13 protein-coding genes and 2 pseudogenes are annotated in these 15,057 nt (G+C 39.1%); all 15 read left to right on the forward strand.

Features of this window, described 5'->3' with window-relative positions; all coding sequences use genetic code 11:
* Positions 1–394: 394 nt before the first annotated feature.
* The 15 genes and pseudogenes from ACM1ND_RS10775 to ACM1ND_RS10845 all read left to right on the forward strand — a co-directional run bounded on the left by ACM1ND_RS10775 (position 395) and on the right by ACM1ND_RS10845 (position 14,657).
* Positions 395–1,879, forward strand: coding sequence for a PLP-dependent aminotransferase family protein (locus tag ACM1ND_RS10775; protein ID WP_418027664.1), 1,485 nt, complete (start codon positions 395–397; stop codon positions 1,877–1,879).
* Between the two features lie 108 nt (positions 1,880–1,987).
* A complete protein-coding gene (locus ACM1ND_RS10780; RefSeq protein WP_069081267.1) occupies positions 1,988–2,917 on the forward strand; it encodes a D-alanine--D-alanine ligase in 930 nt (309 codons plus the stop codon).
* Between the two features lies 1 nt (position 2,918).
* The gene (locus ACM1ND_RS10785; RefSeq protein WP_028542671.1) at positions 2,919–4,103 is read left to right on the forward strand and encodes an aminotransferase class I/II-fold pyridoxal phosphate-dependent enzyme; all 1,185 of its coding nucleotides are present in this window, start codon (positions 2,919–2,921) and stop codon (positions 4,101–4,103) included.
* A 655-nt stretch (positions 4,104–4,758) separates the two neighbouring features.
* Positions 4,759–5,266: pseudogene (cas1, locus tag ACM1ND_RS10790) on the forward strand (CRISPR-associated endonuclease Cas1); the annotation flags it as partial.
* A 7-nt stretch (positions 5,267–5,273) separates the two neighbouring features.
* A pseudogene (gene cas2 / locus ACM1ND_RS10795) lies at positions 5,274–5,566 on the forward strand (CRISPR-associated endonuclease Cas2).
* A gap of 436 nt (positions 5,567–6,002) precedes the next feature.
* Positions 6,003–6,185, forward strand: coding sequence for a hypothetical protein (locus ACM1ND_RS10800; RefSeq protein ID WP_418027666.1), 183 nt, complete (start codon positions 6,003–6,005; stop codon positions 6,183–6,185).
* Between the two features lie 332 nt (positions 6,186–6,517).
* Positions 6,518–7,936 (forward strand): helix-turn-helix domain-containing protein, encoded by a 1,419-nt coding sequence (locus ACM1ND_RS10805; RefSeq protein ID WP_418027668.1) that lies wholly within the window; start codon positions 6,518–6,520, stop codon positions 7,934–7,936.
* Positions 7,937–8,205: 269 nt separating this feature from the next.
* The gene (locus ACM1ND_RS10810) at positions 8,206–8,373 is read left to right on the forward strand and encodes an aspartyl-phosphate phosphatase Spo0E family protein (protein ID WP_071558834.1); all 168 of its coding nucleotides are present in this window, start codon (positions 8,206–8,208) and stop codon (positions 8,371–8,373) included.
* A gap of 110 nt (positions 8,374–8,483) precedes the next feature.
* Positions 8,484–8,678 (forward strand): Rha family transcriptional regulator, encoded by a 195-nt coding sequence (locus ACM1ND_RS10815; RefSeq protein ID WP_053326560.1) that lies wholly within the window; start codon positions 8,484–8,486, stop codon positions 8,676–8,678.
* Between the two features lie 124 nt (positions 8,679–8,802).
* Positions 8,803–9,177, forward strand: a complete 375-nt coding sequence (locus tag ACM1ND_RS10820; protein WP_418028026.1) for a DnaJ family domain-containing protein — start codon at positions 8,803–8,805, stop codon at positions 9,175–9,177.
* 248 nt (positions 9,178–9,425) lie between these two features.
* Positions 9,426–10,484: a radical SAM protein gene (locus ACM1ND_RS10825; RefSeq protein ID WP_418027670.1), complete on the forward strand. Its 1,059-nt coding sequence runs from the start codon at positions 9,426–9,428 to the stop codon at positions 10,482–10,484.
* Between the two features lie 12 nt (positions 10,485–10,496).
* A complete protein-coding gene (locus tag ACM1ND_RS10830) occupies positions 10,497–11,291 on the forward strand; it encodes a hypothetical protein (RefSeq protein WP_418027672.1) in 795 nt (264 codons plus the stop codon).
* A 12-nt stretch (positions 11,292–11,303) separates the two neighbouring features.
* Complete coding sequence (locus ACM1ND_RS10835; protein WP_418027674.1) at positions 11,304–12,683, forward strand: methyltransferase; 1,380 nt, start codon at positions 11,304–11,306, stop codon at positions 12,681–12,683.
* Between the two features lie 18 nt (positions 12,684–12,701).
* A complete protein-coding gene (locus tag ACM1ND_RS10840; RefSeq protein WP_418027676.1) occupies positions 12,702–12,926 on the forward strand; it encodes a hypothetical protein in 225 nt (74 codons plus the stop codon).
* A gap of 81 nt (positions 12,927–13,007) precedes the next feature.
* Positions 13,008–14,657 (forward strand): ABC transporter ATP-binding protein, encoded by a 1,650-nt coding sequence (locus tag ACM1ND_RS10845; RefSeq protein WP_418027678.1) that lies wholly within the window; start codon positions 13,008–13,010, stop codon positions 14,655–14,657.
* Positions 14,658–15,057: the final 400 nt, after the last annotated feature.

A 15,057-nucleotide genomic window follows, 5' to 3' on the forward strand; every position in this document is an offset into this window, starting at 1 on the left:
GCACTCTATATGAGTGCGTGGATTGAAATATGATGAATGGAGGACGTCCTCAAGAAAGAAATAGGCGCACTCCATGTGACAATTGACGATGCGGCAGGATTCACGGTCAGTCGTTACGGCATATGGTTTTGTTTGACTGGTATACTTTGCATAGTTCTCAGGGCTTCAGCCGCAGAAGGAAGAAAATAAAATCGAAGTGAAACGATCTTTGTGATATGTACAATGCTCGCAATGGGCGCGATGAGAGGCAATGATGCGGGGGAATGAGGCAAGAATATGAGGGCGTACAGGGGATAAAATGCGGAAGAACCACCGAAGGATGAAAAATCCAGTGCGGTGGTTCTTTTTTTTCACTCGTCTTGTATGCCATCATTATAGGGGGAGGCGATGAAGAATGTTCCAGGATTTCAAGCTCGTAAGTGACCGCCCGGTCTCGATACAAGTAAAAGAATACGTCAATCGTTTAATTATAAAAGGGGCGCTTCAGGCGGATCAGAAGCTGCCTTCCACACGAGAAATGAGCGTTCTGCTTAAGGTGAGCCGCAATACAGTCATTGCAGCCTATGAAGGCTTGGAGGATGACGGATTTACGTATGCGATTCCCGGAAAGGGTAGTTATGTGGCCGCCATGGTGGGCCAGTCGGCCGTAGATAACGGAGGATCTGACGGTTCTGCCACCTGGGAGATCGATTGGAAGGCAAGAATGAACGAGTATGCTGTATCGGCTGTTGATCTGGATATGATGAAGCAGGGCATTCGTGCCCAAAAGGGAACTATCTCGTTCACAAGCATCGCTCCGGATGAGCAGCTGTTTGATCTGGGGGATGTAAGGCGAGCTTTTATGGATCGGATGGCAATCGAAGGGCAGGTGCTGCTCAACTACGGCTATGCCAAGGGCTACAAGCCGCTGATTGATTATCTGATGCATTATATGGAGAACAAAGGCGTTGATATAATTGGCAAGGATATGCTGATTACAGGCGGGTTTACAGAAGGCTTTGACATTGTGCTGTCGGCTTTACGCCCTTCTGCACGCCGTGGAGCGGCAATTTGTGAAAATCCGACCCATCACACAGCGATCAAAAATTTGAAGTTGCAAGGATTTGAGATTACCGGCATTCCGATGGAGTGTGACGGTATTGATGTAGAGCGGCTAGAGGAGGTACTGCAGAACAATAGCTTCGATTTGGCCTATTTGACTCCTTCCTATCATAATCCGACAGGCATCGTCATGTCGCCGGCAAAGCGCAGCGCTGTTATGAAATTAATGGCACGCCATCAGATTCCGGTGATCGAGGATGGATTCAATGAGGAGCTGCGTTACTCGGGAGCGCATATTGCGCCCTTAATAGCGACAGCAGGCCAAGGGAACGGAGTAATCTATATTGGCAGCTTCTCCAAGGTGCTGTTCCCTGGCTTGCGTGTAGGCTGGGTGCTTGGAGACCGAGCACTGATTGACACTCTGGAAAGCATTAAGCGTGCGCGCACCATTCATACCTCAACAATCGATCAATCGATTTTATACCAATATATGCTTAACGGAAATTTCGATAAACATGTAAAAAAAGCACGTACAGAGTATAAGCGCAAATATGAGCTGACAAAGACATGCTGTGAAGTACATCTTCCTGAGGCGCAGGTAACTGGTGACGGGGGCTTGCATTTGTTCCTTACCTTCCCGACAGGTGTAAATACACGCCAGCTGCTAGAAGCTTGCACAGAACAGGGCGTCATTTTCACACCGGGAGACAAGTTTTTTATTCAAGAAGGAGAAGGGACGAATACATTGCGGCTTGGGTTTTCACGAGTAACAGATGAAAATATCGAACGGGGTATTCAAATAATCGGTAAACAGACGTGTAACTTTCTTAAGGCATAAGGATTAAGAAAAGAGCTATAGAGACGGAATATTGTTCTGAAGAAGCAATAGCGATCGGATGAACATCCGTAGCCACATAAAGATTTTGAAGAAAAATGAGGTGTCATGATGAAAATTGGCGTTATTATGGGCGGTATTTCCTCTGAGCGTGAGATTTCTCTGCAGACAGGTCAAGAGATGATCAATCATTTGGATCGCAGCCGTTATGAAGTGGTTCCAATGGTGATCGAGCAGCGAGCGGATTTAATCGCGCAGGTCCAGCAGACAGGCATCGATATCGCGCTGTTGGCACTGCATGGTCAGTATGGCGAGGACGGCACGGTGCAGGGAGCGCTGGAGACGCTGGGCATTCCCTACACAGGCAGCGGTGTCCTGGCAAGCAGCTTATGCATGAATAAGCAGTTGTCCAAGATGCTGTTGAAGGCAGCGGGTGTGCATACGCCTTCAGGTCTTTACTGCCAGGGGATGGACGATTATGATCCGCAGGTGGTGGAGCGTTTGGGCTACCCGGTAATTGTGAAGCCGAATACGGGGGGATCCAGCATTGGCATCCAGCTTGTACAAAATGAGAAGGAGCTGCTACCAGCTGTTCAGGAGGCTTGCAGCTTGGATCAAGCGATCTTGATTGAGCCCTTTTATAAAGGGACGGAGATTACCTGCTCGATCTTGGATGGCGAGGTATTCCCGATTATTAGCATTAGCTCCGCTCATTCGAAGTGGTTCGACTACAAAGCAAAATACGAGGTCGGCGGCGCTGAGGAGAAGGTGGTCGAGCTTCCCCCCGTTATTGAGCAGCGTGTGCGCGAGGCGGCACTGGCCAGCTACCGGCTGCTGCAATGTAAGGTCTATGCAAGGGTCGATATGATTTTGTGTCAGGATAGACCTTACGTGCTGGAAGTGAACACATTACCGGGAATGACCGCCAACAGCCTGCTTCCGAAGAGTGCGGCAGCTGCGGGTATAACCTTTACACAGCTACTGGACCATATTATTGCCAGCTCGCTCCATGAGCGGAAACAGGAATGGGGGATGGCGTAATATGTTTAGTGAAAAGGGGACAGGGCGGTTTGTATCCTCGCGTGTACGGGATATTCGGCCATCGGGAATTCGCGCTTTTTTTGATCTGAATGCAGCAGGCGGAGGTACAATCGCCCTTGGGGTCGGAGAGCCTGATTTCGTTACACCGGAAAAGGTACGTGAAGCTTGCATTCAGGCATTGCGTGAAGGACAGACGAAATATACTTCGAATGCCGGCTTGATGGAGCTGCGGGAGGAGATCTCTGCTTATTTTTCCGGCAGCTTCGCGCTTTCCTATGATCCTGAGCACGAATTGATTGTGACGGTGGGGAGCAGTGAAGCCGTCGACCTGGCGCTGCGAGCAGTGATCGATCCAGGTGACGAGGTGCTAATTCCGGCACCAAGCTATATTGCCTATGAACCCATTACCCATCTGCATGGCGGTAAAATTGTAGAGGTGGCGGCTACGGCAGAGGAGCAATTCAAGCTGACCCCGCAAGCGCTGCAAGCGGCAATTACACCTCATTCAAAGGTTTTAATGATCAATTATCCCTGTAATCCGACTGGAACAGTTATGACGGAGCAGGATTGGCTGCCGATGACAGAGCTCATTATCAAACATAATCTGGTCGTCATTTCGGATGAAGTGTATGCCGAACTGACTTACGGGAGAAAGCATGTCAGTATCGCCTCTTTGCCGGGCATGAAGGAGCGTACGATTGTCATCAGTGGTTTTTCCAAAGCATTTGCGATGACAGGCTGGCGGGTAGGCTATGCGTGCGGTCCGCATGAGCTGATTGCCAGCATGCTGAAAATCCACCAGTACACAGCCATGTGTGCGCCCACCATTGCACAGATTGCCGCGCTGGAATCATTGCGCCATGGCTTGGCTGCCAAGGATGAGATGATGGCGAGCTACAATGAACGTCGCAAGCTATTTGTGGCCGGCTTGAATGCAATCGGGCTTGCTTGTCATGAGCCTGAGGGGGCTTTCTATGCCTTCCCTTCAATTACTTCTACTGGCATGTCATCTGAGCAGTTTGCACTTCGTATGCTGAAGGAAGCGAAGGTGGCGGTCGTACCGGGACATGTATTCGGATCAGGCGGAGAGGGCTTTATTCGCTGCTCATATGCAGCCTCGCTCGTCGATTTGGAGAAGGCGCTGGAACGGATGGGAAGGTTTATGCAGGTAATGCAGCCGGTATGATGAACAGGGTTAATAACTCAACTTTTGCCGAACGTCTTCATAAAATATTTTACAAATACCTTTATGATTTTCGAAAACATAAAGGTATTTTTCTGATCAATGTAGTCGATATTTCCGGATGTATTTACCCAAAGCCAGAACGTTCAGCTTTGGTGTTAACTGGTGGAGCCCTGCTTTTAAATGCGCTATCGATGAATTAAATATATTCGAATGTGCGCTTACTCCTTCACAGGTGGCAGAACTGGCAGAGGTGAAATAAGTCCAGGCAGGTATTTGTTGCTAAGCCAAAAAGCGAGTCTGTCCAGGTGCGAATGTGAAGCTCACATGAATTCTCCGAGAGATTCGCACCTCAGATTTTGTCGAATTACATCGAATGTGAACAAGTTTTAAACGATCGCAAGAGGATGAGGTAATATTAGATGCGTTTTTGCCAAAATAACGCTAGAATGGTACTTAAATAGGAGGCATTTGACCCATTTTCGCTGTCGCACTCTATATGAGTGCGTGGATTGAATTTACCAAGTTAAAGGTTGATCGTATGTTGGAACAAAGTCGCACTCTATATGAGTGCGTGGATCATGACGGAGCAGCCGCCACTTGGTCGTACGAGTGGAGAGCGCCTCTTTATCCGAAATCATGAAGAGGTCCGTGAAGTGAGGAGTTGGAGATTTTACGCGGTTTGGAGGGACGGCGGTGGTTCAGTACAATTCCGTGTGGGATGAACTGATCTTGCAGCAAAAAGATGATTTTACTTTCATGGACGCCATAAGCGCCCGCCGTTAGATAATGTGAATGCCCTATTATCTTTTGCCTATACAATGCTGTCCAACGATATGAAATCGGCATTGGAAGCTGTCGACCTGGATGCTTATGTAGGTTTTCTGCATAGAGATCGTCCAGGGCGAGCCTCATTGGCACTGGATGTGATGGAAGAGCTTAGAGGAGTATATGCCGATCGTTTTGTTCTTACATTATTAACAAAAAATGATTCATGGCAAAGGATTTTACAAAAAAGAAAACGAGGCTGTCATGATGAAAAAATGATTCATCCTTATTTGAATGAGAAAATGTCTTGGGGGCTGGTGTCCTATTCACGGGCTTTGCTCTTAGCTAGATATATTCGTGGAGATCTGGACGAGTGCCCTCCATTTTTGTGGAAGTAGGTTGATCTTGTTAATACAAATTACGTATGATGTAAGTACATTAGATAGAGAAGGCAGAAAAAGACTGGAAAAGGTTGTGAAAAGGTGCGTAGATCACGGACAAAGGGTGTAAAATTCCGTGTTTGAGTGCATTTTGGATTCGCCCCAGTTCCGCCGATTTAAAATATGAATTAGAAGAATTGATAGACAAAAAAAGAAGACAGCCTGCGTTTCTACAACTTTGGAGATAGCTATAAAAAGAAAGTAGAGCATATAGGGGCTAAGGAAGCTTACAATATGGAAAGCCCACTGATTTTATAAGGTGCGAATGTGAAGCTCACATAAAAACCCCGGGTCCTTCGCACCTCGAAATTTGTCGAAAAGTATTAAAATTGCTATTTATCCGTAAAGTCAATAGTTGATCCAAGCTTATTTGACATCAGTTTTTGCGACAATGTGTAGAATTGATATCATTAGGGTATCAATTACTGCATTTTCGCTGTCGCACTCCATGTGAGTGCGTGGATTGAAATTCTCGCAATGGGGCTAAGTGTTCCAGCACTACCTGTGTCGCACTCCATGTGAGTGCGTGGATGGTATGAAAAAGAAGGCTTGTTTCGTGGCCTGCCCAGCAGTGAATAGGTGCAAATTTCTTCTTAACGGATTTCTCATTCGACAAATTTCCCCTTACTTTTATGCAACAATTACTTAACATTTACAATGGTTGAAGTATAAATTAAGGTGGGAGTTGCTGCTTATGGGGATTTCCATGAGTAAGTTTCTAAAGCGTTATGCAACGATTCTATTGAACTACGCAATAGTTATAGGGGTATTTTACGCTTTGGGATATCAGATGAGCGCTATGGGAATCTATGCAATTCTGACAGGAATTGTGACTGGAGAAATAATCAACTTGGCATTATCAAAGCGAGAGAAATGAACCTATGTATCCCTTGATTACATCAAAATCAGGGGATTTTTCATTTGATTAAAAGGTTCAACAGAGTTATTACCTGGGAACTCTATATCATTTACTAATAGTAAAGAATATGGAGAAATGAAATAGTCATGTCAACTCTGTGAAACCTTTTATTTCGGCAATCCAATTTCACTTTTGTTATTCATTTTCACAATCTTCCCTTGTGTGTAAGTTATGCTGAATTTTCGTTATAAACATTAGTTGCATAATTTATTGACAGATGGTTAATTATGAAGAAGAATAGAGGGTGATTTTTAAAATAATGGAATTTTTATGTGAAGGGTGGTTATGACTTGAAGCATACACCTACGATTTCAGCGGAGTTTGAGGATTATCTAAAACAAAATGAAATGACATTGAGTCAATTTGCCGAATATTCAGGGGTTCATCAAAGAACGCTTAGTAATTGGATTACTCAGCATCGTCCTGTTTCCGTACAGCAGCTAGACCGAATTACTGAGGCTATGGATTTGCCAGAGGGCTATTTTTACGATCTTTACATAGAAAATTACATTATTGACCTTTCCCCGAATTTTAGGCGAATCGAGCCATTATTGTATCGTTGTGCGGAGCTGGACAAGCTGGATGCAATCCGTCGAATGATTGGACATATCATGGATAATCCGCTGTATGCGTCAAGGCTATTTGATGTTGCAGAAGCATTATTTGAACAGGGACGACATGCTGCTGCGTTGCCTCTCTATGAGAATGTCGCAGAAGTGGAGAAATATCAGCATTCTGAACGCTTGGCCATCTGTCAATATCGTATATTCTCGATTCAAGTTGGAGACGATCAGAGCCGTAATCTCAAGGCAGCAACGCTATTTGAACCCTTCGTGGAACGTCTAGATGAAATAGACCAACTTGATGCGCTAAAAGATTTGGCGAATGTGTTTCGTTCTTTACGCTTATGGGACAGGCTTGATGTGACCGCTCGAAAAATGAGAGTTAGAGCGGAAATTCAATATACATTAGAGCATCAGCAGAAAAAACGAAAGCCAGCGGAACTTGAAAAGAGGCTGAGCCGTCCATTGTTTGTGTACATCACCTATTCTGATTTACTGTGTGCCAGTGTATATGAGGCCAAAGGCGATTATGAGCAGGCATTACAATATACATACGCCTACACTAATTTAGATTGGGTCAAAGAGACGGACGAGGATACTCTGCATTGGATTAAACAGTTTCAAGATTGGGCAGAAGGTAATACTTACGTGTATAAGCTTTTATCAGGGGAAGTAAGCTTACTTCCTTATTACCTAGAGTATATTTGCACTTCATCGGAAACATCAGAAAAGGAAATGATAGCTAAGTTGATGAACGTTGTAATTGCGGCTAATCAATTCCAGCTAGATGTGAATGATATATTTTTGCGCTTTGAAAGACAGATTAATTCTTTTGCTCAACAGCAAGCTTCTACTGATATGTACACACAGCGAGTCGTGCCGGATCAGTATGCACGTTTTGGATATGAGCTAGCTTATTATTATTTGCACCGAGGTATGTATAGTGATGGTTTTAAACATTTGCTCTGTTCATTGGAAAACTCGAATACACTAAATAATGTGACTTGCTTTAAAAATTGTTTGGGGCTATTCGTACATTTTAAGACTTACGCTGTCCCTGAAATCAAAGCAGGATTTTACAATTTTATTGAGAAAGTGTGGTTAGAAAATGTTAAAAAAAATGGTTCTATTGATTTTCGTAACTAGCTTCTTGTTTATCGTGTATGTACCTGTTCAATCACATAACCAGATTATCCATCTTCAGGAAACAATAGGAGGTGCTTAATCAGGGAAGTTAAGGAGTAACGATTGGTTACTTCACATTTCTTGGGCATTGTGATTCCAAGTTTAAATAAACATATACCGACAAAAAGTGCCTCTGGAATATTCCAGAAGCACTTTTTTTTGTTAAGCGTATTTTAAAAAAATCCAAAAATTTACGTTTTGCATTAGGATATGACACAGAAGGGGGAATCATGCTGATGAATCCAGGTGTGACTTTACTTCGTGTCGAACGGGCCAGAAAAAGACTGTACCAAGTCCAGAAGAAATACGGATTTTTAACGCATCCCAAAGTGATTGAACAATCCATGAAACTGGATGAACTATTGAATCAATACCAAATATACAAAATGAAATCTTAACAAATGAGTTCATGACATGTTGCTAAAGGAAGAGTGTGAAATCCAATCTCCAATCTCCAAACCCCAATCAAAATTCTAAATCCTATACTTATGAAGAGGTGGTAACGTTGTTGAACAAACGAAATCCTGTAACCCCTTTTGGTTGGAAAATCAAAGAAAAGCTAGTCGAGAGGCAAATGGATCAGAGAACATTTTGTGATACCTACCATATTCCTGCTAGCCGCTTGTCCAATCTCATTCATGGAACACGTAAGGCCAAAAAATATAGAGTGCAAGTATGTCAATTGCTTGGGATCGAAGAATAACCCCCTCTCTCCTTTATGGAAACAGGGCATCCTAATGATATATAAGCTACAGTGACAAAGGACTCCAGGTTTCTTTAATATAGATTGTACATAGGATGTTTATTACAAGGAGTGGAAAGGAGTGATGGGGATGTTCTCCAGAATGGCAGAGCAGAAGATTGCTGAGGCGATGGCCAAAGGTGAGTTTGATCATTTACCGGGAGCGGGCAAGCCACTGGTCATCGAGGATTTGTCACATGTTCCAGAGGAGCTGCGGATGTCGTACAAGCTGTTGAGGAATGCAGGCATTTTACCGGAAGAGCTTCAATTACAAAAGGAATGTGTCCAGCTACGTGATTTGCTTCACGCTTGTCATGAGGCAGGAGAGCAACAACGGATCAGTCGCAGGCTGACTGAAAAATCACTTCGTCTCCGTATGCTGCTGGAGGAAAGAGGGCTGAATACGTCGTCTGTATTTTATGAATATGAGTCCGCTATGCGTAAGCGACTGGAGCAATAGAAGCGAGAGGAGCAAAGGGCGGATGCCCTTTGCCTTTCGCTTTTTTTCAGTTTGACGAAGGACAATCTCTTCTCTAACTAATTGTGGTCCAGTCTAGTATATTCATTGTAAGGAATTGTCGAATCATATTATATAAAAAAGTGATAAAAGTTATATTATAGTTTTATTAGTCGGCACATACTATTTCCATGGAAGTATAATACTTATTGTTACAAAAATAGGACAAAAAACAAAAGGGAGGAAAAAGAATGGAACAAGCCTTATATTCCAATTTTGACGAAATTAATTTGTCCGCTCTTCCGCAACAAAGCTTTAATTCGAATATTTTGAAATCATTAAATGGACCTTTAATGATTTCTTGGGATGTTACTAACAGATGCAATTTGAAATGTTTGCACTGCTTTAACAATAGTGCTGAAGGTTCTGTCCATAATTTTTGTGATGAATTATCTGAGGATGAAGCAATGGAGGTTGTAAATCAAATTATAGATTTAAGACCTTATACAATGTGTATATGTGGAGGAGAGACGCTTTTAAGAAAAGATTTGATTAAAATAATAAGTAAACTATCAAAAGCTAATATTATCGTAAATATGGTGACTAATGGGTACTTTTTGGATGAGAAGAAGGCAAATGAACTGTATAATGCTGGAGTTAGCTTTGTTCAAGTCTCCTTAGATGGTTTAAGGGCAGAAGATCATGATAGATTCAGAAATAAGCAAGGTTCATTTGAAAAAGCTCTTAATGCTTTGACACTATTGAAGAACGCTGGGGTTAAAACTGCTGCTTCGTTTGTTCCAAATAAATTTGCAATAAATGATTTTGAAGAATATGTTGATTTTGTATTCAATGCTGGTTGTAAGCATATCCGAATGATGCCATTACTTCCAATGGGAAGAGGTTTGAACAATTTCCATGAATTAGAACCTACGAAGGAGGAATATTTCAAATTTTGCGTCTCTATTCAAAAAAAGAGATCACAATATTCAAGTAGAGGAATGATTATAGAATGGGGAGACCCATTGGAACACATTTATCTAGCTCTTGAGTATAAACGCGCAACTCCAATTCAAATGGAAATTAGGGCTAATGGGGACTTAGGGGTATCTATCTATCTGCCAATTGTAGTTGGAAACATCCGTAAAGCAACTCTTAAAGACTACTGGGATGGAGGTTATAACCGTATTTGGGATCATGATGCTGTCAAAAAGATAGCTAAGAAAATTCGAACGTTATATGATTTTAAAGAAATGCAACTTAAAACATGGACTGATCAACATTTTTCTATAGATATTTTAAATTTATAGAGGAGGATTTATGTGAATTTTATTCCTTATAAAACAAAAAAAGTATTTATTAGAATTGAAAATAACGATCTGACCACACTTTATTCTGATCGTAGTGGATTGAGATTTTTAAATTCTGTTTCCGGCTATATTTTTGAAAATATAAATGGAATTAATACCTTTGAAGATATAGTTGAACATATGAAATCGATTTATCCAACAGTTGATGATATGACTTTGACTAATGACACATTAAATTGTTTGTATTCCCTAAAAACTATGAAATTTATTAATTGGAAGGATGGATCAGAAATGAACACAAACACTTCGGTTTCATCTCTAGCTGTAGAAGTAGCGGGAGAACGGGATTACTCCATGATAAGTAAGTATATACTAAGAAATTATAAAAATAATCTGAATAATAATTATTTAGTTAATATTCCTATTGGAAATAAGTCCTACTATACAGATATTTCTTTAAGAACAAGACAATTTAATCTTAATGAAATTCATTTTTTTACAAAAAAAAACAATCAGATTACGTCATTAGTTAGTATCATTGGTTTTGATTCTTCCCTACAAACAGTTAATATAGGCGTAGTTATTTGTGAAAAAATAAACATGGAATATTTGAAAATTAATTTGTTAGGCATCGAGGAACTATTGAAAAATAATGAAAAGAAAAAAATTAAACTAAATCTTATCGCTAATAACTTTAACGAGGGGCTCATTGAATTATTTTGTGCTATAGGCTATGAATTTGAAGCTAATTTAGAGAAAGAGGTAAACGGATCAGATCTATTGATATACAAAAAGATAATACAATAAGGAGATGTAATCATGATCAAATTAGATAAAAATAAAATCAGAAGATTTAGACGTTTTTTAGATGACTTTTGCTATGATATTACTTATCAATTCTTGAGTGGAGAAAGTAACTATTTTTTTAATCCTTGGCAAACATTCGAAACTTTGAAATACGGTTTAAGCACGCTAGAGAATAAAACTAGATCAGATGTTTATAAGTTATTGCTTTTAGGAGAGAATATATCGGAAGAAGAATCTGATATTTGTCTCGGTGTGAAAATAAAAGATGATTTACTTGATATTGGAGTTTTAAAGAGAGAAGAAGATGGAACAATTCAAACAGATGGATATTCATTACTGTCAATCTGCGATAGATACTTGTTTGTCGGATTACCTTATTACTACCCTACTTGCATTAATAAGGATCCAGATGTTTACATTGGTCCCGACACTTATAAATTATCCAGAATCATTCCTTCCAAAAGTGTCGAGTCTATGGTTGATCTCTGTTCTGGAAGCGGAATACAGGCTATTTTAGGAGCAAACTTTTCTAGGAAATCTGTAGGAGTAGAAATAAACCCTCTGGCAGTACCAGTTACTCGCCTAAATGTTATGTTAAACGATTTGGAAGAAAAAATTGAAATTAAAGAAGGGAATTTATATGAACCTCTAAAGGGAATGACATTTGACTTAATTACTTCTAACCCTCCCTTTATCCCCGTCCCTGACAATCTGGAGTTTTCATTAGCTGGTGATGGTGGAAATGATGGGCTGAATATTGTAAAAGAAATTATTAAGGGGTACAAATTACACTTAAATGTTAATGGTTATGGAGTAATGATTGGTGAGGCAATTGGTAATGAACAAGGTCCTTTTTTAACGAGACTATTAGAAGAAGAATTAGGAAAATGTTTTGATACAAAGCTATTCCTATCTGGACGTATTCATATTGAATCACAAATTAAAACGGTCTCCTCGTTAAATACTCTTTTGAGAAAGAATCCGAAGGTTATGTCTCCCGAAATTGAGAATATATGGAGAGAAAACTATAGAAAACTAAATGCTACTTATTACTACACCTTCTCCTTGAAAACCAAGAAGCTCGATTCTGAAAGCGGAGGGTTGGAAGTAATCAATCTATTTAACAAGTGGACAATAAACCATACCCCTAAAATGACATATCCCCTTAGATATGAACTACAGAAAGAAAAATGGAATGTTTTTATAGGAGAAGAATTGGCGGTATTAATTGATGAGGAAGCAAAGAGATTTTTACAACTTTGTGATGGGGAAAAGACGATAGAAGAAATAAAGAAGATTGTCGAAAAGAATACTAATGAAAACCTTAACCCTGATCAAATTTTAGCTACTTGTAATATCCTTGAATCTAAAGGAATCTTACAGGCGCTATAAAGAAAGGAGGTGATTTAGTTGGAAGCCAAACCCTACATTAAGCCCGCAGTATATAGTGGCGATGTTCACACTGAAGGAGCTGCTGTTCCTTTTGCAGTTGCTCCTGTTGTTATGGCAAATGTAGTATTAGCTGCAAATGCAGTGTATGTTGCTAATGGGGCAGCTGCTGCTAATGCTGCTGCAGTTGCGAATGCTAACGCTGTTGCGAATGCCAATGTCACAACTAATGTAAACTGGTCATAGCTTTCATTAAAAATTTTACTAATTTCAAGGAAAAAACCATAATATATATCATGGTTTTTTCCTTGAAAATGAGGTGTTGAAATGGATTCTTTTAAGAAGATGTTCATCTTAGTGTTTAGTAATATTATCAAAAGAAAAATGGTAATTTGTTACGCTGTGTTGCTATTAAAATTAGTAATTACATTCCCTATGCCACTTATACAACAATATATTATTGATAACATCTTAATAATAGGCAAGAGCCGATCTTTACCTTTTTTGAGTATTGCAATATTATTAATTGGAATATTACAGATTCTGATAAATATATTTTATAATATTTCTTATAACAAGCTTATTCAACTAACACTATTTAACCTAAGAAATCAAACATTAAAAAAAATATTTAATATCCCTCTTGAGAAAATGGAGGGATTTAACTCTTCATATATTCTAAATCGTATTTTTGCTGATTCGGATCAGTTAGTTGGATTTATATTAGGAATTTTATTCAATGCACTTCAAGATATTGCAATTTTCTTGATTGGAGTGGCTATTTTATTTAGTCTGAGTCCAAAAATTAGTTATGTCATTTTATTTCTCGTGCCATTTAGTTTTCTATTATATCAAATTTTCAAAAAAAAAATATACAGTTCTAGTTTGGATTTAAAAGAAGCGACTAATAAATTATACAGTAAGACAAATGAAAGTCTTAATAAAATTGATTTGATTAAGAAAAATTCATGGAAAATCAAGGAGATTAATAAGTTCTATGAAAATTTTCAGTTTTACTGGGAGCAATATTTAAAATATATAAAAACCTTCTCTTTTTTTACTTCAATATCAAGTTCGGTTACATTTCTTTCATCTATTATAGTTCTTATTATGGGCATTTATGAAATAAGTAATAGCAAGCTAACAATAGGTGGATTAGTAGCTATTAACCTTAGTATGCAGTATATCATTAATCCTATTTATCATTTTTCTACTATTTCTGGAAATTATCAAGAAAGTGCAGCTTCACTTTTCAGAATGCAGGAAATTCTTGAAATTGTAGAGGAGAAAAATGGACGATTAGTTCTAAATGAAATTAACACAATTCGGCTCAATGAAGTACAGTTTGGTTTTAATGATAGGGTGTTAATTAATAAGTTTAGTTTCAAATTCAAAAAAAATAATATTTACGCAATTACCGGTAAAAGCGGAGGGGGCAAAACTACCTTAGCAAATTTATTATTGAGAGTATATCCTGTAGAAAAAGATACTATTTTTTTCAATGATATTGATATAAATGATTTTGAAATATCCTCTTTACATAGCCGTATTATGATTGTTGAACAAGAGCCCAGGTTATTTAATGATACTATCTATAACAATGTGACGTATAATTTAAACTCAATTAATGCTGAAAAAATAAATAAAATGTTTGAAGAATTAACAATTATGCGTTTTGTAGATCGTCTTCCTAATACCTTGCACACTGTTGTTAATGAAAATGGTAATAATATCTCAGGAGGCGAAAAACAAAGAATAGCTTTGTTTAGAGTTATACTTAATGAGCCAGATGTGATTATTATGGATGAACCAACATCAGCTATTGATAGTATAACTGTGACGGATATCATTGAGCTTTTATCAGTGTTAAAGAAAGATAAGATTTTAATCATTATTACTCATAGTAATGAATTAATTAGTTCAGCTGATTATGTAATAAATATTGATAATGATTTTTCAAGCGAGCCTTCCTTATAGAAAAATTGAATTTTATGCAGCCAGTGTAGGATAACTACACGAGCCAGCGCTAATAAAAATAGCTTATTGTTTGATAACAATGATACTTGGCGCTGATGACCAATTTGGACTGCCCCGAACCTTAGACACATGATATAATCATTTAAAAGAAGAGTGTTGGATTTTCTTTATGGTCAAATAGAGCAATAATTTCAAAACAATGGATTTTTTAATTAGGTTACATTATTTTATATTATAGAAAGAAACATGATGTATAATCGTGGAATTGTCAACTGCACAATAATCAGTAGCCTCACCTATTCTACGGTCATAGAGATGCTGGAAAAAGTCTTAAATAAGCTATTGAAGCAGCATATTCTAATTTTACACTCTAGGCCAGAGGGAAGTACATTTTCTCTGA

This window comes from Paenibacillus sp. JJ1722, assembly GCF_048282685.1.
Lineage (GTDB): Bacteria > Bacillota > Bacilli > Paenibacillales > Paenibacillaceae > Paenibacillus > Paenibacillus polymyxa_B.

What these genes read in the sequence shown, in the direction of transcription:
- ACM1ND_RS10820 (WP_418028026.1), top strand. Translation starts at nt 8,803, where the DNA reads ATGGGGATGTTCTCCAGAATGGCAGAGCAGAAGATTGCTGAGGCGATG.
- ACM1ND_RS10785 (WP_028542671.1), top strand. Translation starts at nt 2,919, where the DNA reads ATGTTTAGTGAAAAGGGGACAGGGCGGTTTGTATCCTCGCGTGTACGG.
- ACM1ND_RS10845 (WP_418027678.1), top strand. Translation starts at nt 13,008, where the DNA reads ATGGATTCTTTTAAGAAGATGTTCATCTTAGTGTTTAGTAATATTATC.
- ACM1ND_RS10810 (WP_071558834.1), top strand. Translation starts at nt 8,206, where the DNA reads ATGCTGATGAATCCAGGTGTGACTTTACTTCGTGTCGAACGGGCCAGA.
- ACM1ND_RS10800 (WP_418027666.1), top strand. Translation starts at nt 6,003, where the DNA reads ATGGGGATTTCCATGAGTAAGTTTCTAAAGCGTTATGCAACGATTCTA.
- ACM1ND_RS10825 (WP_418027670.1), top strand. Translation starts at nt 9,426, where the DNA reads ATGGAACAAGCCTTATATTCCAATTTTGACGAAATTAATTTGTCCGCT.
- ACM1ND_RS10835 (WP_418027674.1), top strand. Translation starts at nt 11,304, where the DNA reads ATGATCAAATTAGATAAAAATAAAATCAGAAGATTTAGACGTTTTTTA.
- ACM1ND_RS10775 (WP_418027664.1), top strand. Translation starts at nt 395, where the DNA reads ATGTTCCAGGATTTCAAGCTCGTAAGTGACCGCCCGGTCTCGATACAA.
- ACM1ND_RS10780 (WP_069081267.1), top strand. Translation starts at nt 1,988, where the DNA reads ATGAAAATTGGCGTTATTATGGGCGGTATTTCCTCTGAGCGTGAGATT.